The 20,137-nt window shown below is 73.1% G+C and carries 23 protein-coding genes; 9 read left to right on the top strand and 14 right to left on the bottom strand.

Features of this window, described 5'->3' with window-relative positions; translation table 11 throughout:
- Positions 1-81: 81 nt before the first annotated feature.
- From AB0G16_RS28725 to AB0G16_RS28715, 3 genes are read left to right on the top strand one after another with little or no spacing between them, the layout of a single operon-like run.
- Positions 82-729, top strand: a complete 648-nt coding sequence (locus AB0G16_RS28725) for a pyridoxamine 5'-phosphate oxidase family protein (RefSeq protein WP_362811588.1) — start codon at positions 82-84, stop codon at positions 727-729.
- Between the two features lie 27 nt (positions 730-756).
- Complete coding sequence (locus tag AB0G16_RS28720) at positions 757-1,407, top strand: nucleotidyltransferase domain-containing protein (protein ID WP_362811585.1); 651 nt, start codon at positions 757-759, stop codon at positions 1,405-1,407.
- Positions 1,404-2,168: a nucleotidyltransferase domain-containing protein gene (locus AB0G16_RS28715; protein WP_362811582.1), complete on the top strand. Its 765-nt coding sequence runs from the start codon at positions 1,404-1,406 to the stop codon at positions 2,166-2,168. The genes AB0G16_RS28720 and AB0G16_RS28715 overlap by 4 nt, the downstream gene beginning before the upstream one ends.
- Before the next feature lie 39 nt (positions 2,169-2,207).
- On the opposite strand, the gene AB0G16_RS28710 is transcribed toward AB0G16_RS28715, so the two are convergent.
- The 3 genes from AB0G16_RS28710 to AB0G16_RS28700 all read right to left on the bottom strand — a co-directional run bounded on the left by AB0G16_RS28710 (position 2,208) and on the right by AB0G16_RS28700 (position 4,885).
- On the bottom strand, positions 2,208-3,422 hold the full coding sequence (locus AB0G16_RS28710) for an MBL fold metallo-hydrolase (RefSeq protein ID WP_362811579.1): 1,215 nt from the start codon (positions 3,420-3,422) through the stop codon (positions 2,208-2,210).
- Between the two features lie 252 nt (positions 3,423-3,674).
- Positions 3,675-3,971 (bottom strand): thiamine-binding protein, encoded by a 297-nt coding sequence (locus tag AB0G16_RS28705; RefSeq protein WP_362811614.1) that lies wholly within the window; start codon positions 3,969-3,971, stop codon positions 3,675-3,677.
- 47 nt (positions 3,972-4,018) lie between these two features.
- Positions 4,019-4,885: an MOSC domain-containing protein gene (locus AB0G16_RS28700; RefSeq protein ID WP_362811576.1), complete on the bottom strand. Its 867-nt coding sequence runs from the start codon at positions 4,883-4,885 to the stop codon at positions 4,019-4,021.
- Positions 4,886-4,923: 38 nt separating this feature from the next.
- Here AB0G16_RS28700 and AB0G16_RS28695 point away from each other — a divergent pair, with 38 nt between their 5' ends.
- The 5 genes from AB0G16_RS28695 to AB0G16_RS28675 all read left to right on the top strand — a co-directional run bounded on the left by AB0G16_RS28695 (position 4,924) and on the right by AB0G16_RS28675 (position 8,730).
- Positions 4,924-5,616 (top strand): endonuclease V, encoded by a 693-nt coding sequence (locus AB0G16_RS28695; protein ID WP_362811573.1) that lies wholly within the window; start codon positions 4,924-4,926, stop codon positions 5,614-5,616.
- Between the two features lie 2 nt (positions 5,617-5,618).
- Positions 5,619-6,584, top strand: coding sequence for an ankyrin repeat domain-containing protein (locus AB0G16_RS28690; protein ID WP_362811570.1), 966 nt, complete (start codon positions 5,619-5,621; stop codon positions 6,582-6,584).
- Positions 6,585-6,817: 233 nt separating this feature from the next.
- Positions 6,818-7,366 (top strand): hypothetical protein, encoded by a 549-nt coding sequence (locus tag AB0G16_RS28685; protein WP_362811567.1) that lies wholly within the window; start codon positions 6,818-6,820, stop codon positions 7,364-7,366.
- Positions 7,367-7,516: 150 nt separating this feature from the next.
- Positions 7,517-8,188, top strand: a complete 672-nt coding sequence (locus AB0G16_RS28680; RefSeq protein ID WP_362811564.1) for an NAD(P)H-binding protein — start codon at positions 7,517-7,519, stop codon at positions 8,186-8,188.
- Positions 8,189-8,253: 65 nt separating this feature from the next.
- The gene (locus tag AB0G16_RS28675) at positions 8,254-8,730 is read left to right on the top strand and encodes an OsmC family protein (protein WP_362811561.1); all 477 of its coding nucleotides are present in this window, start codon (positions 8,254-8,256) and stop codon (positions 8,728-8,730) included.
- Positions 8,731-8,804: 74 nt separating this feature from the next.
- Here the strand turns inward: AB0G16_RS28675 and AB0G16_RS28670 are convergent, their stop codons facing one another.
- Positions 8,805-9,395, bottom strand: coding sequence for a TetR family transcriptional regulator (locus AB0G16_RS28670; protein ID WP_362811558.1), 591 nt, complete (start codon positions 9,393-9,395; stop codon positions 8,805-8,807).
- A gap of 72 nt (positions 9,396-9,467) precedes the next feature.
- Between AB0G16_RS28670 and AB0G16_RS28665 the strand changes: the two genes are divergently transcribed.
- A complete protein-coding gene (locus AB0G16_RS28665) occupies positions 9,468-10,040 on the top strand; it encodes a dihydrofolate reductase family protein (protein WP_362811556.1) in 573 nt (190 codons plus the stop codon).
- A gap of 57 nt (positions 10,041-10,097) precedes the next feature.
- On the opposite strand, the gene AB0G16_RS28660 is transcribed toward AB0G16_RS28665, so the two are convergent.
- From AB0G16_RS28660 to AB0G16_RS28615, 10 genes are all read right to left on the bottom strand, one after another.
- Positions 10,098-10,265, bottom strand: a complete 168-nt coding sequence (locus tag AB0G16_RS28660) for a hypothetical protein (RefSeq protein ID WP_362811553.1) — start codon at positions 10,263-10,265, stop codon at positions 10,098-10,100.
- A gap of 39 nt (positions 10,266-10,304) precedes the next feature.
- Positions 10,305-11,801 carry a DHA2 family efflux MFS transporter permease subunit gene (locus tag AB0G16_RS28655; RefSeq protein ID WP_362811551.1) on the bottom strand — a complete coding sequence of 499 codons (1,497 nt, stop codon included), beginning with the start codon at positions 11,799-11,801 and terminating at the stop codon, positions 10,305-10,307.
- Positions 11,802-12,116: 315 nt separating this feature from the next.
- Complete coding sequence (locus AB0G16_RS28650) at positions 12,117-12,773, bottom strand: TetR/AcrR family transcriptional regulator (RefSeq protein WP_362811548.1); 657 nt, start codon at positions 12,771-12,773, stop codon at positions 12,117-12,119.
- A gap of 244 nt (positions 12,774-13,017) precedes the next feature.
- Positions 13,018-14,427: a dihydropyrimidinase gene (gene hydA, locus AB0G16_RS28645; RefSeq protein WP_362811545.1), complete on the bottom strand. Its 1,410-nt coding sequence runs from the start codon at positions 14,425-14,427 to the stop codon at positions 13,018-13,020.
- Entirely contained in the window at positions 14,424-14,861 is a 438-nt protein-coding gene (locus AB0G16_RS28640) for a gamma-glutamylcyclotransferase (protein WP_362811542.1), read from the bottom strand. Before AB0G16_RS28640 ends, hydA begins: the two co-directional genes overlap by 4 nt.
- 10 nt (positions 14,862-14,871) lie before the next feature.
- Positions 14,872-15,675: an ATP-binding cassette domain-containing protein gene (locus tag AB0G16_RS28635; protein WP_362811539.1), complete on the bottom strand. Its 804-nt coding sequence runs from the start codon at positions 15,673-15,675 to the stop codon at positions 14,872-14,874.
- A complete protein-coding gene (locus AB0G16_RS28630; protein WP_362811536.1) occupies positions 15,672-16,532 on the bottom strand; it encodes an ABC transporter ATP-binding protein in 861 nt (286 codons plus the stop codon). Before AB0G16_RS28630 ends, AB0G16_RS28635 begins: the two co-directional genes overlap by 4 nt.
- The gene (locus AB0G16_RS28625; RefSeq protein ID WP_362811533.1) at positions 16,529-17,398 is read right to left on the bottom strand and encodes an ABC transporter permease; all 870 of its coding nucleotides are present in this window, start codon (positions 17,396-17,398) and stop codon (positions 16,529-16,531) included. The genes AB0G16_RS28630 and AB0G16_RS28625 overlap by 4 nt, the downstream gene beginning before the upstream one ends.
- A complete protein-coding gene (locus tag AB0G16_RS28620) occupies positions 17,395-18,450 on the bottom strand; it encodes an ABC transporter permease (protein ID WP_362811530.1) in 1,056 nt (351 codons plus the stop codon). Before AB0G16_RS28620 ends, AB0G16_RS28625 begins: the two co-directional genes overlap by 4 nt.
- Positions 18,451-18,525: 75 nt before the next feature.
- Positions 18,526-20,133 carry an ABC transporter substrate-binding protein gene (locus tag AB0G16_RS28615; protein WP_362811527.1) on the bottom strand — a complete coding sequence of 536 codons (1,608 nt, stop codon included), beginning with the start codon at positions 20,131-20,133 and terminating at the stop codon, positions 18,526-18,528.
- Positions 20,134-20,137 lie beyond the last annotated feature (4 nt).

Genomic DNA, 20,137 nt, shown 5'->3' with positions numbered 1-20,137 from the left:
CCGTTCGCCCGCCCCGGCGCGCGGCCCGTGGGTCGCACCACGCGTCGTCGCCCCGGGCGGGGGTGAGGCTAGCCTTGGGCCATGACCTCCCCCACCGTCCACGAAGCCGCTCAGATCGTCACGGTCACCTCGGAAGAGGGTCTCCGTCAGGTCGTCGGCGACGTCTCCGAGCTCGTGCTGCGCAAGGACATCGGCCACCTCGACGAGCACGCGCGCGCCTTCGTCGCGGCCTCGCCGTTCGTGCTGCTGGCCACCTCGGGCCCCGACGGCACCTGCGACGTCTCCCCGCGCGGGGAGGAGCCCGGCGGGGTGCTGGTCCTCGACGACCGCACGCTGGTCATCCCCGACCGGCCCGGCAACCGCAGGCTCGACAGCCTGCGCAACATCGTCGCGAACCCGAACGTCGGGCTGCTGTTCATGGTGCCGGGCACCGAGGAGACCCTGCGCGTCAACGGGCGCGCACAGGTGGTCAGCCGGGCCCCGTACATGGAACGTCTGAGCGTCAGGGGCAAGGTGCCGGCGCTGGCGATCAGCGTCGAGGTGCGCGAGTGCTTCTTCCACTGCTCCAAGGCCTTCCGGCGCTCGTCGCTCTGGCGGCCCGAGCGGTGGCCGGACCGCGAGTCGCTGCCCACCCTCGGTCAGATCATGAAGGAGCAGCTGAACCTGGACGTCCCGGCCGAGGCGATCGACGACAACCTGGGCGCCGACGCTCGCGACAACCTGTACTGACGGCACGAAGACGGGCGGACGGCACCGATGGAAGTGGCATACGTCCCGGATCACCTGATGTTGTCGGTGGTGGTCGGTTCGCGGGCGTACGGGCTTGAGGTCGACGGCTCCGACGTCGACCGGCGCGGCGTCTTCGTGGCGCCGACGCGGTTGTTCTGGCGGCTGGACAAACCGCCCACGCACGTCGAGGGGCCGCTGCCCGAGCAGTTCTCCTGGGAGGTCGAGCGGTTCTGCGGGCTCGCGCTGGCGGCCAACCCCACGGTCCTGGAATGCCTGTGGTCGCCGATCGTCGAGCACGTCACCCCGGCGGGCGGGGAACTGCTCGCCCTGCGGGACGCCTTCCTCTCCGCGCGCGCCGGACGGACCTTCGTCGGGTACGCCGACGACCAGTTCCGGCGCCTGGACCCGGAGCGCCCCCGGTGGAAGCAGGCCATGCACATGATCCGCCTGCTGCTCAGCGGCCTGCACCTGGTCCGCCACGGCGAGCCGCTGGTCCGGATGGACGCCCACCGCGACCGGCTTCTCGCCGTGCGGCGGGGCGAGCTGGCCTGGGACGAGGTCGAGCGCTGGCGCTCCGAGCTGGTCGCCGGATTCGACGGCGCGGGCGCGCTGCCCGCCGAGCCCCGCCGGGACCGCGTGGAGGAGTTCCTGACGCGCACCAGGGGGGCGGCGCTGTGACCGTCGTCCTGCCCTCCTGGCTGCCGGAGATCCCCGCCGGGCAGGCGTACAGGTACGCCTTCGCCACCGTCAGCGGGGCGCACCTGTACGGTTTCCCGTCGGCCGACTCCGACGTCGACCTGCGCGGCGCGCACCTGCTGCCGCTGGAGGAGGTCGTCGGCCTGCGCACGGGCCCGGAGACCCTCACCCGCTCCTGGGTGCGCGACGGCGTCGAGGTGGACCTGGTCACCCACGACCTGGCCAAGTTCTGCCGCCTGCTGCTGCGCCGCAACGGGTACGTGCTGGAGCAGGTGCTCTCCCCGCTGGTGGTGTCCACCTCCCCGCTGCACCGGGAGATGACCGCCCTGGCCCCGGGCTGCGTCACCCGCCACCACGCCGGCCACTACCTCGGCTTCGCCCGCACCCAGTGGCGGTCGTTCGAGCGCTCCGGCGAGCTCAAGCCGCTGCTCTACACCTTCCGCGTGCTGCTCACCGGGATCCACCTGATGCGCTCCGGGGAGCTGGAGGCCGATCTCACCCGGCTCCCCGGCGGCCCGCCGTACCTGGGTGACCTGGTGGCCGCCAAGCGCTTCGCCGAGCACGGCCGCCCGCCCGCGGACGCGCCGGGCCCCGAGCGGCTGGCCGGCGACGTCGCCGGGCTGACCCTCGCGCTGGAGGAGGCCAGGGACGCCTCGCGTCTTCCCGAGACCGCGCCGGCGGCGGGGGCGGTGCACGACCTCGTCGTCCGCGCCCGCCTGTCGGCCGGGCTCCCGACCGCCTGACGCCCGCCGCGGCGACCGCGCCGGGGCCGCGCCCGCGGGTCAGAGTCTCGGGGAGGGCGACTCCCCCGACCGTGGCTCCCCGGGCTTCCCCGGCTCCCTGATCGGCGGGGAGCCCCTGCCCGCCCTGCCGCCGTGCAGCAGCTCCCACCAGCTCTCCAGCATGGGCACGTCGACGGTGTCGACGCGCTCGCCGGGCCGGGGGACGGCGATGCGGACGCCGCGGGCCTTGGCCTCGTGCCACAGGCGGTCGACCGGCTCGGCCCAGGGGTGGGTGGCGAGGGTGAACGTCGCCCAGTGGACCGGCAGGAGCAGCCTGCCGCCCAGGTCGAGGTGGGCGTTGACCGCCTCCTCCGGGTCCATGTGGATGTCGGGCCAGGCGGCGTTGTAGGCGCCGATCGGCATGAGCGTGAGGTCGAACGGGCCGTGCGCGGCCCCTATGCCGGCGTAGCCGTCGAAGTATCCGGAGTCTCCCGCGTAGAAGACCCTCTTCTCCCTGCCCGCGATCACCCAGGAGCCCCACAGGGTGACGTTGCGGTCGAGGGTGCGGCCGGAGAAGTGCCGGGCGGCGGTGGCGACGAACCGCAGGCCCGCGACGGCCGCCTCCTCCTCCCAGTCGAGCTCGACGATCCGCGAGGCGGGCACGCCCCACCGCTCCAGATGGGCGCCGATCCCCAGCGGCACCAGGAACGGGGCGGTCTGCAGGGCGGTGAGCCGGCGGACCGTGGCGCGGTCGAGGTGGTCGTAGTGGTCGTGCGAGATCACGATCGCGTCGAGCGGCGGGAGACCGGCGAGCGGCACCGGCACCGGGTGCAGGCGGCGCGGGCCGGCGAGCTGGGTGGGCGAGGCCCGCCTGCTCCACACCGGGTCGACGAGCACCCGGCGGCCCTCGATCTCCAGCAGCGCGGTGGCGTGGCCGTACCAGACGACGCTCAGGCCCGTCGGGGACGGCCCGCCGGCCGGGGTGGTCACCACCGGGATCGGCGCGGCCGGGCAGCGCTCGGCGCGGTTGAGGAACATGTTCCAGAAGACCTGGCGCGCGCTCTGGGGCGAGGGCACGAAGGTGCCGGGCGTGGAGTTGCGGAAGACGCCGTCGTGGAACTGCGGCGAACGGCGCATCCGCTCCAGGCGCTCGCCCTGGGGCCTGCCGCCGAGCTCGGCCGGGATGTCCTTCAGCACCCACCCGGCGGCGGCCAGCGCCGCCCCGCCCGCGAGGAGCCGCCCGATCGACCTTCCGCCCGTCCTGCCACCCGTCATGCCGCCACGCTCCTGGAGTCGTCCGTGCCTGCTGAACGATCCCGTACGGCGGGGTGTTCCCGTCACGCTCCCGGCGTGACCGGCCCCGGGCGGCCGTTCCACGAGGTGACGCTCCGCGAGACCTGCGCCTGGCCGCCATCCGGCGAGGCGAGGCCGCTACCGGACCGTCGTCCTCCGGCGAGGCGAGGCGAGGCGAGACCGTGACCGGGCCGTCATCGTCCGGCGAGGCGAGGCGAGGCCGTGACCGGGTCGTCATCCGGCGAGGTGGCGTTCGACGGTGGCGACCTTGGCCTCCAGGCGGCCGGCCGTCCCCTCGCGGATGTCGGCCTTGAGGACGAGGCTGACCCGCCCGGCACGGGCCTCCACGGCCGCGACCGCGTCCCTGACGACGGCCATGACCTCGTCCCAGTCCTCGCCCTCGATCGTGGTGAACATGGCGTCGGTCCTGTTCGGCAGGCCGGAGGCGCGCACGACGCGCACCGCCTCGGAGACGAGCTCCCCGACGTCCTCCCCCGTCCCGATCGGGGTCACGCTGAACGCCACGAGCACCGACATGCCGCACCTCTTCCGAATCCCGGGGACCTTCCCGGGGCACCCTAGCCTCGGGCCGGACCGGCGGGCGATCCGGCGGGCCGTTCGCGCCGCTCCGGGCCGGAGGCGGCGGTGACGCCGTCCCCGACGCGGGCGGTGCCGGGGCGGGTGACCCGCATGATCACGCCGAACCTGTTGCGGTGCTCGGCGATCAGCCATTTCTGCAGCTCGGGGAGGCGCTCGCGGCCGAGCGGGTCCCAGCTCGGCACGACGCACCTGACGCAGGGACCCGTACGCTCACCGGTGACCGCGAGCTCGACCTCTCCCACGGTGAGCGTGGTGCCGGTCTCCCAGTCCTCCTCGTCGAAGGCCGGGGCGTCGAGATCGAGGTGCAGGTTGGGCCGGAACCTCTCCACCTCCACCGGCATGCCGAGCTCCTGGCCCAGCGCGGCGAGGGAGGCCTCGAAGGTGACCAGCACGGTCAGGGCGCGGTCGTGCTGCCCGTCGGCGGCGCGCAGGCTCAGCGGCGTGTTCAGCGACTCCGCCAGCGCGTCCGCCAGCCCGGGGGCCTCCCACGCCCAGACGGTCCCGTCCGGCGCGGTCAGCGTCGGCGCCGCCCCGGTCCAGGGAAGGGCTTCCACGCCTCCGGCGGAGGCTTCCGCGCCCCCGGGAAGGGGCTCTCCGCTTCCGGGAGGGGCTTCCCCGGCCCCGGGGGGGCCGTTCGTGTACGCGGCGTGCCAGTGGAGCATCTCCGGACGGTGCCGTACGGTCAGCACCTTGCCCGCGTGACTCTCCCGCTCGTCGACCAGGGCGTAGGCCCGGTCGCCGATCAGCCCCCGTCCGTCGAAGCCTCCCCGGCGGAGCTCCTCGCCCCGCAATGACTTGACCGGCCACCGGAAAATACGCCGGACAGTCCCAAAATAAGACGCCATACGCTAAAAGTAGCGATCATTAAGTCATGAGGGGACAAATGCCACGCACTGTGATGGAGGCCGAGGCCGTTCAGGCCGAGCTGAGACCCCTGCTCGACCTGGTCGGCCCCGGCCCGAGGAACCCGGCCAGGGTGGCGGGAGTGGACGTCGCCTACGACGGCGACCGGCTCGCGGCCGCGGTCACCGTACTGGACGGCACGACGCTGGAGGTCGTCGAGGAGGTCGCCGTCAGCGGGAGGACGACCTTCGACTACGTCCCGGGGCTGCTGGCCTTCCGCGAGGTGCCCTCCCTGCTGGAGGCCCTCGACCGGTTGTCGGCCGCCCCCGACCTGGTCGTCTGCGACGGGTACGGCCTGGCGCACCCGCGCCGTTTCGGCCTGGCCTGCCATCTCGGCGTACTCACCGGGCTGCCCACCATCGGGGTCGGCAAGACCGCCTTCGTCGGCGTCCACACCGATCCCGCGACCGCGCGCGGCTCCTGGACCGACCTGACGCTGGACGGCGACGTCGTCGGCCGCGTGCTGCGCACCCGGGACGGGGTCAAGCCCGTCTTCGTCTCGGTGGGTCACCGCGTCGACCTCGACACCGCCTGCCACAACGTGCTGAACCTCACTCCCCGTCACCGCCTGCCGGAGACCACCCGTGCCGCCGACGGTCTCTCCCGCAGGACACTGGCCGAAAACCGTCGTATGGGATTGGTTGAATCCGCTCGACACGATGAAACGGGGTGAACATGAGCGACGACGAGTGGGCCGACGACGCCGGCGCCTGGCGCGACACCAACCTGACGCAGATCCGCCTGCGGCTGGCGCGCGGGTTCGACCCGGGCCGGCGGTTGCCGTGGCTGGGCACGACGCCCATGCACCAGGCCGCCAAGGAGGGCGCCGTCCAGGTGATCGAGCTGCTGCTGGCCTCGGGCGCGGAGGTGGACGCCGTCGACCCCGACGGCGCCACCCCGCTCTGGGAGGCCGTGCGCCACGGCTGGGACGACGCCGTGCGCGCCCTGCTCGCCGCGGGGGCCGACCCGTGGCGGCCGTGCATCGCGGGCCGCTCCCCCGGCGTCCAGGCGCTCTTCACCGAGATGGCCGACCTGTTCGCCGGCCTGCCCGGCGCCCCGGGGGTCAGCCCCCGCCTGCGCGACCTCCAGGACACCGTCGACGCGATGATGTTCTCGTACGAGGACTACAACGAGGGGCTCTGCGTCGCCTTCGTCGGCGAGGTGAGTGAGGAGGAGGTCGTCCGCCGCCTGGGGGTCGCGCCGGAGCTGTACCCGCCGATGGAGCTCGCCGAGCTGTGGCGCGCCGAGCAGGACGCCCCGGTGGAGACCCTGCGGGTGGCCAGTCCGCCCGGTGGCGGGGTGGTGCTCTTCCAGTCCGACGGCATCCTGCCGGTGCACGACGCGGTCGGGCGGGCGGTCACCTCGGGCGGCGGGGTGCTGGCCGGATCGTTCCCGTTCGCCAGCCCGTCGGTCGACATCTGGCGGGACGGCTTCCACACCGGGCGCCCCTCGGTGCACGAGCAGCTCTCCGACGACAGCATCGTCGAGCTGTGGATGTGCCGCTTCGGCGACTGCGGGGCCCACCCCTCCACCTCGACCGAACGCGCCCTTGGCCTGATGTCGCTGCTCACCTCCACCTACATCACCGAGGAGTGGCTGTGGAGCACCCCGATGCGGCTCGTCCCCTTCGCCCCGGGCTGAGCCGGCGAGACCGGGCGAGGGCCGGGCGACTGCCGGAGGACAGCCGGAAGGACAGCCAGCGACTGCCGGAGGACGGCCCGGCGCGACGGGCGGGGCGATGAGGCGGCGAGACGGCGGCCAGGAGACGACGAGGCGACGGCGGGACGGCGGCGGGACGGCGGCGAGGTGACCGCCGGGGGCGGCTCGGTGCCGGGCGCGCTGAAGTCGCCCGGAATGGGTAGAGTCGCACGACCATGAGAGAGCACACGATCACCACCCTGTGGGAAGAGGTGCCCGACGACGCCGACGACCTCGCCGTGGTGCGCGGCGGGTTCCGGGTCTACCGGTGCCTGTGCGGCACCCGGCTGGCCGACCGGGCCGCCGCCGAGCTGCACGCCTCGGAGACCGGCCGGTGCACCACCTGCCTGGGCGACGCCGTCGAGGACATCGTGCCCGGCTTCTCCCAGCCGTGCACGTCCTGCGCCGGGACCGGGCGGCGCGGGGTCCAGCTGACCTGGCAGCTCGCCCACCTGCAGGCCCAGGCCGTGATCGGCGACGAGCTCGTGCGCGGGCTGATCGCCCGTTTCACCGGGCCTTTCCGGCTCTCCCAGGTCGCCGACCTGGTGCGCGACACCCTCGACCTCCCGCCGGGACGTCTGCCGGTCGGGCCGCGGGTCCGCGACGTGCTGCGCGGCCTGGAGGCCAGGGGCGAGCTCGTGCTGGTCTCCGCCCCGAACGAGCTGCTCCGCGGCACCACGGTCGTTCGCTACCGCGACCCCCACTGGGAACACGTCACCGGCTGAGCCGAACCCTTGACCCTCCGTCGGACGATCTCGCCCCGCCGGCCGTGACCTGCGGCGCCGTCCGGGGAAGGGACCGGGGAGGACCGCGTCGCGGGGGCGCGCGAGACGGCGACGTCCCCGGGCGGCGGCCGCGAGAGAAAGGTGAGGGCCATGAAGGTGTTCCAGATCGGCGCCGCCGGAGGTGTGGGCCGCCGGCTCGCCCGCCTGCTGACCGCCCGCGGTGACGAGGTCACCGGCATGCTCCGCGACCCCGCCCAGGCGGAGACCGTACGCGCGACCGGCGCCACACCGCTCGCCGGGGACCTCGTCGAGGACTCGGTGGACGAGCTGGCACGCAAGCTCAGGGGGCATGACGCCGTGGTCTTCTCCGCCGGAGCCCACGGCACCGGCATGGACCTCACGACCGCGATCGACGGCGAGGGGCTGGAGAAGGCCGCCGAGGCGGCCGCGCGTGCCGGGGTGTCGCGTTTCGTGCTCGTGTCGGTGTTCCCGGACGCGGGGCGCGGCCGTGAGCCCGTGGAGGGCTTCGAGCACTACATGAGGGTCAAGAAGACCGCCGACGTCCACCTCACCCGCACGGGCCTCGACTGGGTCGTCGTCCGCCCGGGCACGCTCCTGGACGCCCCCGGGACCGGCCGCGTCAGCGCCGGCCCGGCGATCGAGTACGGCGACGTGCCCCGTGACGACGTCGCGGCGTTCATCGGCGCGGTCCTGCACGAGCCGGCCCTGAACCACGTCGTCGTCGAACTCACCACGGGCGAGACCCCGGTGGCCGAGGCGGTCACCGGCCTCGCGGCCCTGACGGGCCGGCGCTCCTCCTAGGCCGGCCCGCGCCCGTCCCCCCGCCGTCTCGGTTGCCCCCGGCCGTCTCGGTTACCCTCGGCCCCATGACGACGCACACCTATGACGTCACGGTCGAGTGGACGGGAAACCTGGGCTCGGGCACCGACGACTACCGGTCCTTCAGCCGCGATCACGAGGTGATGGCGGGCGGCAAGGCCCCGATCGCCGCCTCCTCCGACCCGGCCTTCCGCGGCGACCCCGCGCGCTGGAACCCCGAGGAACTGCTCGTGACCTCCGTCGCACAGTGCCACATGCTCTGGTACCTGCACCTGTGCGCCACCGGCGGTGTGGTCGTCGTCGACTACGAGGACCACGCCCACGGGGTCATGACGATGGACGAGAGCGGCGGGGGCGGCCGGTTCACCGAGATCGTGCTGCGCCCCGAGGTGACGGTCGCCGACCCGTCGATGGCGGAGAAGGCCCGCGCGCTGCACGGCGACGTCCACGCCCTGTGCTTCATCGCCCGCTCGGTGAACTTCCCCGTCACCCACCTGCCCGTGATCCGCGTCCAGAACAGCTAGACCCGCCTCGGCTCCGCCCGGGAGCCGGTCCGGCGGATGGCGCCGCCCGGCCGGGCGGGTGGCGCCGGCGGCCCTCAGCCCCGCCCGGCGCCACCCGCGTTCATCATCCGCCGAACGGCGGCGTCCACCAGCTCGCGGCTCTCCTCCTCGGTGAAGATGCCGGGCAGCGTCAGCCGCTCCAGGACGAGCCAGTTCAGCGCGAGGTAGAGGAGCAGCACCGAGGTCGAGTCGCCGGGCAGGCCCGAGGCCGCGTGGTGGGCGATGTTGGCATCGATGTCCTCGCGGATACGCCTGGTCAGCACGGCCCGCAGCTCGGGGCGCCGGGTGGACTCCAGCCGGAGCTCCAGCAGGGCCAGGTAGCCGGAGCCGAAGGCGGAGATCCGGGCCAGCACCTCGTGCATGAGCTCGGCGTAGCGCGCCTCGTCCTGCACGCCCTCCCGGCTCCGCGTGATCGTGGCGTCGTCCGGCAGCAGCCGCTCGTAGATGCGCCCGCCGGCCTGCGTGAACAGGTCGTCGCGGTTGGCGAAGTAGTTGGAGGCCGTCCCCGGGGGCACGGCCGCCTCGGCGTCCACGGCGCGGAAGGTCAACCCCCGGGCCCCCTCCCTGGCCAGCACCTCGATGGCCGCGTCGATCAGCGCCTGCCGTCGCTCGGGATTCTTTCGCACTTGACGCCACTCCAGATGTAGTACTACGGTCAAACCACTTCAAGCAGAGTACTACATCTGAGGTTGGTTTACATGCGAAAGCTCGTGTACTACGTCGCCGTCTCGATCGACGGCTACATCGCAGGCCCCGGCGGCGAGTTCGACTTCTACCCGCTGTCGGACGAGATGGCCTCCTGGATCAACGCCCGCTATCCCGAGACGCTCCCCACCCATGTCCGCAGGCACGCCGGCATCGACGACGTGCCCAACAAGGTCTTCGACACGCTGGTGATGGGCCGCGGCACCTACGAGCCCGCCCTGTCCGCCTCCATCACCAGCCCCTACTCCCACCTGCGCCAGTACGTCGTCTCCCGCACCCTGACGATCGACGACCCGACGGTCGAGGTGGAGGCCGGCGACCCGGTCGAGCTCGTCCGCCGGCTGAAGGCCGAGGACACCGGCATGGACATCTATCTCTGCGGTGGCGGCAGGCTCGCCGGCTCCCTGCTCCCGGAGATCGACGAGATCATCCTCAAGGGCTACCCCGTGGTGGCGGGCGCGGGCATCCCGGCGTTCTCCGGAGGATTCCTCCCCACCCTCTTCACCCCCGTCCGACGCGAGTCCTTCGACAACGGCGCCCAGGTCACCTGGCTCACCAGGACCTGAGACCTCCGGCGGGCCGCGTGCGCGCCGGCCCCGGACCGAGGGGTCCCGCCGGCCTCCTCAGACGGTCGGGTGCATCCACACGGTTCCGGTGGCGCCCGCGCCGTCCGGCACCACGAGGTCATCGGCGCCGTCACGGTTGAAGTCGGCGGCGCCGGGGATGCCCGGCCGTCCGTCGGCGGCCGTCCCGAGCGGCTCCTGGAACGTCCCGTCACCGTTGCCGGCCATCGGGTCACGTCAGGCCGCGTCAGGCCGCGTCAGGCCGCGTCAGGCCGCATCCCTGGCGGGCGAGCCGGACGGCTCGCGGGCACGGATCCCTCGGACGAACAGGGAACCGACGAGGCTCAGCACGCCGACGCATCCGGCGGCGGCGAAGGCCAGCCGCAGCCCGGCGGCGTCGGGGAGCCCGGCGGGGTCGAGGCTGCCGTGCGTGGCGATGGTGACGAACACGGCCGTGCCGAACGCGCCCGCGACCTGCTGGAGGGTGGACAGGATCGCGCTGCCGTGGGAGTACAGCCGGCTGGGCAGGGCGCCGAGGGAGTCGGTCATCAGCGGAGTGATCATCAGGCCGAGCCCGGCCATCAGCAGCATGTGGATGCCGACGACCAGGGCCAGCGGCGAGCCCGCTCCGAGAGCGGCGAACAGCCACAGGGCCGCCGCGATCGCGGCGGCGCCCGGGATGACGAGCCGCCGCGCGCCGACCCGGTCGTAGAGGGCGCCCACCGGCCGCCCGAGCAGCCCCAGGACCAGCCCGCCGGGCAGCAGGGCCAGGCCGCTGACGAAGGGGCTGGCTCCCAGAACGGTCTGCAGGTACAGCGGGAGCAGGATCGCCGAGGCGCCCAGGAAGCACATGAAGACCAGCGCGGAGACCGTGAGGGCGACGGTGAAGTCCCGGTACCCGAACGGCCGCAGGTCGAGCAGCGCGCGGTCGGCGCGCTGCAGCCTGATCTGGCGCCACGCGAACACCGCCAGCGCCACGATCCCGACGGCGATCGACGTCCAGGCGAGAACGGGCCCGCTCTGACCCGACTCGCCGATCGTGGACAGCCCGTACAGCACGCCGCTGAACCCGACCGCGGACAGCAGCATCGACAGCAGGTCCAGGGGCACCCGCCGGGTGTCCGTCGGCAGGCGCAACAGGCTCGTCCCGAGGACCAGGGCCACCGCCGCGAGCGGCAGGACCAGCCAGAACATCCACCGCCAGTCCAGCGTGGACAGCACCGCCCCGCCGATGGTCGGCCCGACCGCCGGCGCCACGGCGATGACGATCGTGATGGTGCCCATGGTCGCGCCCCGGCGCTCGACCGGGACCAGCCGCATCACCGTGGTCATCAGCAGCGGGATCATCACGGCGGTCCCGGCGGCCTGCAGGACCCGGGCCGCCATCAGCACCTCGAAGCCCGGGGCGAGCGCCCCCAGCAGGGTGCCGAGGGTGAACAGGGTCATCGCGGCCGCGAAGATCTGGCGGGGCCGGAACCGCACGAGCAGGTAGCCCGTGGTGGGGATGACCACGGCCATCGTGAGGAGGAAACCGCTGGTCAGCCACTGCACCGTGGTGGTGGCCACACCCAGGTCCCGGGCCAGGTCACGCAGCGCGACGCTCAGGATCGTCTCGTTGAGGATCATGACGAAGGCCGACATGACCAGGATCCCGAGCACCAGGGAGGTGCGGGACCCGCCCGGTGGCCCGGGGACGGCCGGGACGGCCGGGGCGGCCGCGGGCGGGCCGGCCACGGACTCGGCGGACGAGGGAGCACTGGACACGTTGACATCTCCTGGGATCGCATGGGCGGGGCGGGGGCGTCCGGCCGGGCCGGTCCGTCGACATCCGCGGGCATCGTGGTGAGGGGGCGTCGTCGCCCCCTCCGGGACGCGACACGTTCCCGTGCGCACGCCGAGGCCGGACGGATCGGCCGGACACGACCGGCCGGACACGGCCTCGACGACGTGTTCGGGCACGACCGGCCGGACACGGCCACGACGTCGTGGCCGGACACGGCCGATCAGATGTGACCACGACGTCGTGGTCAGGCACGATCGATCAGGCGTGACCACGGAATCGTGGCCGGGAACGACCCGTCAGGCGTGGCCACGCCCGGCGTGCAACAGCTCGAGGTCGACCGCCTCGACCAGGGGCGTGGGGGCCGAGGCGCACAGGCCGTCGACCAGCAGGTCCAGGTGCCGGTGCGCGTACGGGGACGACAACCGGGCGTCGACGCCCGGTATCGGCCGGGTGAGCTGGCAGAGGGCGAGGAACACGTCGCCGACACCGATGTCGGGACGCAGCAGGCCCCGGCTCTGGCCGTCGGCGATCATCCGGCGCAGCGCGGCCAGGATCCTGTCGTTGGCCTCGGCGAACCTCGGGACCTCCTTGTCCACCCACTGGCTCAGCACCGTCCCGACCGCGCTGATCCGGCTGTCGGCGCCGCGGTGCATGAACGCCCTCAGGGCCGTGACCGGGTCCGGCTCCGTGGCCAGCAGCTCCTCGGCCGCCGCCGCGTTCCTTTCCACGACCGCGAGGATCACGGCGCGGACGAGCTCGTCCCGGTCGAGGAAGTGCCGGTAGACCGTGGCGTTGCCCACCCCGGCCCGCCGAGCGATCTTGTCCAGGGGGGCGTCGGGCCCGTCCTCGATCAACACCTCCAGCGCGGCCTCCAGGATGCTCGCCCGATTGCGCTGTGCGTCCGCGCGACGAGGCCGGACCTGGGCGCCGCCCGTGGTGGCGACACCGTCCATACCCGACCTCCACCCGTAACGGGGACTCGCTCCCCGGTTAGTAGAGCACATCTCCAACCGGGGAGCAAATCCCCGCATCGGCCGCCGGCGTCCCCCGGTGCGCCCGGTGCGCCCGGTGCCCGCGGTGCCCGCGGCGACTCCGGCGCCCCCGGCGACCCGCACGGATGGCCCCCGCGGCGACGCCTTCCGGCCGTCGTCGCGGGGCCGTGTCCCCCGTCATCACGGGGCCGTGCGCGTCCCGTCGTCACGGAGCCGTGCGCCCCGGTGCCGGGGTGAGCGAGATCGGTCCGGCGGACAGGTGCCGGCCGCGGGGGGCGGGGTCGACGAGGACGCCGTCGTGGACCACCACCCGGCCGCCGACCAGGACGGTCCGCGGCCTGCCGGTGAGGGTCATGCCCTCGTACGGCGTGTAGTCCGTCGCCATGTGCAGGTCGCCGGCGCTCACCCGCCACCGGGCGGCCGGGTCCCAGATCGCGATGTCGGCGTCCGAGCCCGGCATCAGCGTGCCCTTGCGCGGGTACAGGCCGTTGGTCCTGGCCGGGTTGGCGGCGGTCAGCTCGACGAACCGGGTGGCGGGCAGCCCCGCACCGGCGACGTACTCGGAGAAGATCACCGGTAGCCGGGTCTCCACCCCGGGCAGGCCGTTGGGCATGGCCCGCACGTCGGCGCGCCGCGACTCCTTCTGCGCCACGTCGTAGCAGCAGTGGTCGCTGCCGATCGTGGTGATCTCCCCGGTGAACAGGTGGCGTCCCAGCGCGTCGACGGCCCGGCGGGAGCGGAGCGGCGGGCAGCAGACGAACCGCTCCGGGGCGGGGCCGTCGTAGTTGCCGTCGTCCAGCACCAGGTGGTGGGCGACCGACTCGGTGAACGCCGGTACGCCGCGCCGCCTGGCCGCCGCCACCAGTTCGACCGCCTCGGCGGTGGACTGGTGCACGAAGTACACCGGTGCCGACAGCGACTCGGCGATGGCCAGCACCTCGGCCACCGAGGCGGTCTCGGCCAGTTCGGGACGGGTCGCGGCCATGTGCCCGGCGCCGATCCTGCCGGAGGCCGCGCACCGCTCCTGGGTGTCCTCGATGATGTGGTTGGCCTCGCAGTGGATCACCACCATGCCGCCCAGGTCGCGCAGCGTCCTCATGGTCCGCAGGATGGTGTCCTCGCCCGCCATGGTCTCGCCGCGATAGGTGGTGAACATCTTCACCGTGGGCATGCCGTCCGCGACCAGCGCGCCGAGCTGGCCGGGCACGGTCTCGTCCCACTCCACGACGCAGGCGTGCAGGGCGCTGTCGCACAACCCCTGCGACGCCTTGGCCCGCTGGGCGTACGCCGCGTCGGCGGGCGCCTGGCCGGGCCGCGGGATGGCGAAGTCCACGATCGTGGTGGTGCCGCCGAACACCGCCGCGGTCGTGCACCGCGCGTAATCGTCGAGCGAGGTGAAGTCGCCGGAGGTGAAGCCGACGTGGCAGTGCGGGTCCACCCCGCCGGGCATGACCAGCCGCCCGGTCGCGTCGACCTCGGTCGCGCCGCCCGGCGCGGGCGTGCCCGGCTCGGCCAGGGCGACGACGACGCCGCCCGCCACGAACACGTCGGCGGGGGCGGACCAGCCCGCCTCGACCACCGTGCCGCCCCGTACCACCAGCTCGGCGTGCCTCATCCGGCCGCGCCCCGCGTCCGGCCGGACGCGGGGCCGGACGCGGGCCCGGACGCCAGATGGGCGCGCCAGCCGCCGGCCGCGCTGATGTCGACGACCCCCGGCAGGGTCAGCGACGCGTCGCGCATCCGCATGGACAGCGATCCGCCGCCGTCGGAGAGCTCGATCACACCCAGCTCCAGTTCCTCGGGCTCGTTCGGCAGCAGGTGCTCGCGCAGGATCCGGTAGCTCACCTCGTACAGCTCGCCGGGCACGGCGTACCCGGCGAGCCCTGTGGAGTCAGCCGGGTACAGGCCGGGGAACTCGTCGCGCACCGAGTAGAACCGGTAGCGGGGGGCGGTCTCGGCGGGGCCGACGAACACCGCGCCGCTCAGCGCGGTGTTCAGGCTGCCGCCCGACATCGCCTGGCCGTTGACGAACATCCGCAGACTCTCCACGGGTCCTCCTTCAGTACTGGGGTTCGGCCGCGTGGCGGGCACGCTCGGCGGCGGGGTCGGGGATCGGGACGGCCGCCAGCAGCGACCGGGTGTAGGGGTGCTGCGGCGCCCCGTACACCTGCTCCCGGGTGCCGATCTCGGCGATCCGTCCCTGCTCCATGACCGCGATCCGGTCGCAGAGGTAGTAGACGACCGCCAGGTCGTGCGCGATGAACAGGATCGACAGGTTCAGCCGCAGCCGCAGGTCCCGGAGCAGGTTGAGCACCTGGGCCTGGACCGAGACGTCCAGGGAGGAGATCGGCTCGTCGCAGATGAGCAGACGGGGCTCGACCGCCAGGGCCCTGGCGATGGCGATGCGCTGGCGCTGCCCGCCCGAGAACGACCGGGGGTGGCGGTCCAGGTGCTCGGCGGACATGCTCACCGTCTCCAGCAGGGCCGCCGCGCGCTCCCTGCGCCGGCGCCGGTCCGGTTCGAGGCCGTGCACGGCGAGCGGCTCCTCCAGCAGCTCGGCCACGGTCATCCGGGGGTTCAGCGACGAGTACGGGTCCTGGAACACCATCTGCATCTCACGGCGGAGGGAGCGCAGTTCCCGGCGTCCGGCCGCCAGCACGTCGCGCCCGCCGAGCTCCACCCGGCCGGAGTCGGGTTCGGTCAGCCGCGCCACGCACCGCGCGGTGGTGGACTTGCCGGAGCCCGACTCCCCCACCAGGCCGAGCACCTCGCCCGGCATCACGTCGAAGGAGACGTCGTCCAGCACCCGCCCGCCCCCGAACGACTTGACCAGGTTCCGCACCCGCAGCAGGGGCTCGCTCACGACGGTTCCACCGCTTCCTCCTCGGCCGTCCCCACCGCGGGGCCGACGGTGGCCAGCGGCCTGGACAGGTCGCCCCCGATCCGGGGCACGGCCGCGAGCAGCGCCCTGGTGTAGGGGTGCCGGGGCGCCGCGTAGATCTCCTCGACCGGGCCGCTCTCCACCGCCAGGCCGTGGCGCATCACCACCACCCGTTCGGCGAACCCGGCCACGATGCCCAGGTCGTGGGTGATCAGCAGGACCGCCATGTCCCGCTCGTCGGCCAGCTCGTGCAGCAGCCGCAGCACCTGCGCCTGGACCCGCACGTCGAGGGCGGTGGTCGGCTCGTCGGCGATGAGCAGCGCGGGTTCCGCGACGATCGCGATGGCGATCACCACCCGCTGCCGCATCCCGCCGGAGAACTGGTGGGGGTAGTCGTCGAAGCGCCGCCCGGCGTCGCGCACCCCCAGCCGGGAGAGCAGCTCGACGCCGCGCCGCCTGGCGACCTTCTTGGACACCCCCCGGATGACCAGCGGCTGGGTGATCTGCCAGCCGATCGTCATCACCGGGTTGAGCGAGGCCAGCGGGTCCTGGAAGACCAGGCCGGCCCGCGAGCCCCGGACCTCGCGCATCCGGCGCGGCGGCAGCGTCAGCAGGTCGGTGCCGTCCAGTTCGATCCGCCCGGTCAGCGTGGCGTCGGCGTCCAGCCGCAGCACGGCTCGCGCGGTGACCGACTTGCCGGACCCGGACTCGCCGACCAGCGCGACCTTCGCGCCGCGGGCCAGTTCCAGGTCGACGCCGTGCACGACCTCGACCGGCCCCTCGGGCCCGGGAAAACTCACCCGCAGATCTCGTACGGCGAGCAGTGGTGTGTCCGTCATCGGCCGGCCCCCTCGCGGATCGTCGGGTCGTTGCGCACCCGCAGCCAGTCGCCCAGCAGGTTGAAGGAGATCGCGGTCAGCATGATGGCCAGGCCCGGGAAGGCCACCGCCCACCAGCCGCCGGTCAGGTCGCCGGCCGCCGCGGCGATCATCGCCCCCCATTCGGGGGACGGCACCTGCGCGCCGACGCCGACGAAGGACAGGCCGGAGATGACCAGCATCACCGCGGCGACGTCCAGCGTGGTCTGCACGTACAGGGTGTTCAGCGCGTTGGGCAGGATGTGCCGGAGGACCAGACGAGTCCGGGAGACCCCGAGCATCCTGGCGGCGTCGACGTACTCCGCGTCCTTGACGTCGCGGACCAGCGTGCGCACCAGCCGCGCGTAGCCGGGCCACCAGGTGAGGGAGAGGGCGATCACCGCGGACCGCAGGCCCGAGCCGAGCGCGGCGGCCAGGCCGAGGGCCAGGATGATCGACGGGAGCGAGAGGCCGATGTCGGTGACGCGCATCAGCACCTCGTCGACGACCTTCCCGCCGAGCGCCGCGACCGTGCCGACCACGGTCCCGATCAACGCCGCGGTGACGATCACGATCATCGTGGCGGGCAGGGTGATCCGCGCGCCGGACAGCACCCGGCTGAGCACGTCTCGGCCGCTGACGTCGGTGCCGAACCAGTGGTCGCCCGAGGGGGGCAGCAGGGACCTGGACAGGTCGACCGCGTAGGGGTCGTGCGGTGCGATCAGCGGCCCGACGGCGGCGAGGAGCACCATCGCCACGGCCACCGTCACCGCGGCGCGCTCGACGACCGGGACGCGGGGCAGGACGCGGCGGCGCGCGCCGGCGTGCTCCTTGGCGCCGGCGCTCACGGCTTCACCCCCGCGAGGGCGGGTACGGCCGGCTCGCCCGTGCGGCGCCTCGTCCTGCGCAGCCGCGGGTTGAGCCAGAGCTGGACCAGGTCCACGGCGATGTTCGCCACCACGAAGACCACTCCGATCACGAGAACCGTGCCGATCACGGTGTAGAGGTCGTTCTGCAGGACGGCGGCGACGGCGTGGGCGCCGATGCCCGTCCTGCCGAAGATGGATTCCACCAGGACCGTGGAGCCGAGCATCCAGCCGAGCTGCATGCCGAGGATCGTGCTGGCCGGGACCATGGCGTTGCGCAGGCCGTGCCGCACCACCACGCGCAGCTCCGAGGCGCCGGTCGCGCGGGCCAGCGTGATGTAGTCGGAGTCCAGAGTGGTGATCATCGAGGAGCGCACCGTGCGGGCCACCACCGCGACGAACGAGGCGGCCAGCGTGAGCGCGGGGAGCACCAGGTGCAGCAGGGCGTCGCCGAAGGCCGCCGGGTTCCCGCCGAGCAGCGCATCCAGCGAGGTCATCCCGGTGATCCTCGGCACGTCCTGGCCGAAGGCGAGCTGGCCGGTCAGCGGCAGCAGCCTGAGCTGAGCGGCGAAGACGAGCTGGAGCATGAGGCCCAGCCAGAAGACCGGGACCGCCGCGCCCAGCAGGGCGACGAGCCGGGCCGCGACGTCGGACGGCCCGCCCCGGCGGTAGGCGGCGTACACGCCAAGCGGTACCGCCACCACGACGTTGATCGCCATGGCGGCGAGCACGAGTTCCACCGAGGAGGGCAGCATGGCCGCGATGTCGTCGAGCACCGGCCGCTGGGTGAACACCGAGACGCCCAGGTCGCCGTGGAGCAGCCGGTCCAGGTACCCCGTGAACTGCTCCCACAGGGGCCGGTCGAGACCGAGCTCGGTCCGCGCCCGTGCGACCTGTTCGGCGGTCGCGTTACGCCCCGCGGCGGTCCTGGCCGGGTCGCCGGGCAGTACCTGGGTCATCAGAAAGGTGACGACGGCCAGGCCCGCCAGGACGACGACGCTGGTCACGAGCCGCCGGAGCAGGAAACGAGCCATGGGATACCTCCCCTCAGTGGTGATCTCCGATGATGGGCGGGCCCGGCGCGGAGGCTCCGCGCAGGGCCCGGCGGGTCAGCCGACCTGCACCTGGTAGACGTCCACGGTCTGGTGGTGCGCGGGGTCGTAGGCGTAGCCGGTGAGCCCCTTGCGGTGAACCGTCACGTACTGCGGGTTGGACATGTTGATCGACGGGTGATCGGCCGCGATGGTCTGCTGGGCCTCCTTGTAGAGGGCGCAGCGGGCGCCCTCGTCGGTCAGCCTCTGGGCGTCCTCGACCAGCTTGTCGACCTTCGGGTTGTCGTAGCCGCCGCTGTTCTGCCCGTTGTTGATGAACGCCGAGTTGAACTGCAGGTGCAGCACGGAGTCCGGGTCCGGGTAGGGCGGGAAGCCGTAGATCATTCCGAGGTCGGGCGTGGTCTCGTTGCTCTTGAGCATCTCGACGTACTGCGGGTAGGTGACCGCCGACAGGTCGACCTTCACGCCGATCTTGGCGAGGTCGGACTGGAGCAGCGTGGCCGCCTGCTCCATCTCGGCGGTGGCCTTGAGGTAGCTCATCGTCAGCGTGACGTCCTTCAGGCCGGCGGCGTCCAGGATGCCCTTGGCCTTCTGGAGGTCGTGGCCCGCCTGAGCGACCGTCGGGTCGGCGCAGGCCATGGTGCCGGCCAGCACTCCGGCGGCCTTCTTGCCCGCGCCCTTGAGGATGGCCGACTGGTGCTGGTCGTAGTCGTAGGCGTAGGTGAGGGCCTCGCGCAGCGCCTTGTCGGCCGTCGGCGCGTCCTTCATCTTGAAGAAGGTGTAGAGCTGCACGTTGGTATCGGCCTTGTCCACCACGTGGCCGGCGCTCTCGAGGCCGGCCCAGTCGTTGGGGGCGATGTCCATCGCGATGTCCACGTCACCGTTGCTCAGCGCCGTCTTCTGGGTCGCCGCCTGCGGCAGGTAGCGGATCACCACGTCCTTGGCCTGCTTGGTGAAGCCGCCCCAGTAGGCGTCGTGCCGGGTGAACTTGGCCTCCTGGTTGGGGGTGTACCCGACCAGCTTGTACGGCCCGGACCCGGCGTCGTTGGACGCCAGCCACCGGCGGCCGTCGTCGGAGCCGGCGTTGGCCTGGACGAGCTTGGAGTTCAGCAGGTAGACCCGTGACAGCGCGCCCAGGAACGGGGCGTAGGACTGCTTCAGGACGACCTTCAGGTGGGTGTCGTCGACGACCTCGGCGGAGTCGTAGGCGGTAAGCAGCGACGCGACGCCCATCTGCAGCTTGGCGATCCGGTCCATCGTGTACTTCACGTCGGCGGCGGTCAGCTTGGTGCCGTCGTGGAAGGTCACGTCGTCGCGGAGCGTCAGGTCGAGGGTCTCGCCGTCCTTGGAGAACTTCCACTCGGTCGCCACGGAGGGGGCGAGCACGCCCCCCTTGCCGTACTCGACCAGGGTGTCGTAGGCGGGGACGGACACCTCGTCGACGGTCGAGTTGTCGGCCTGGACCGGGTCGAAGGTGGCCGGCGGCTCGTTCTCGGCGATGATCAGTGTCTGCGTGCGGGCGCCGGAGCCGCCGGCGGCACCGGAGCCGCCCGAGCCGCCCTGGCCGCAGGCCGCCAGGGCCAGCGCGCCGACGAGCAGTACGGAGGTCAGGGCCGGCGTTCCCCTGCGGACACGTGCCACCGGGGTGGCGGGGGGTCGGTGCATGTCG

The organism is Streptosporangium sp. NPDC023615, from assembly GCF_040640155.1.
Lineage (GTDB): Bacteria > Actinomycetota > Actinomycetes > Streptosporangiales > Streptosporangiaceae > Streptosporangium.
This window is presented reverse-complemented; position numbering and strand designations above follow the sequence as displayed.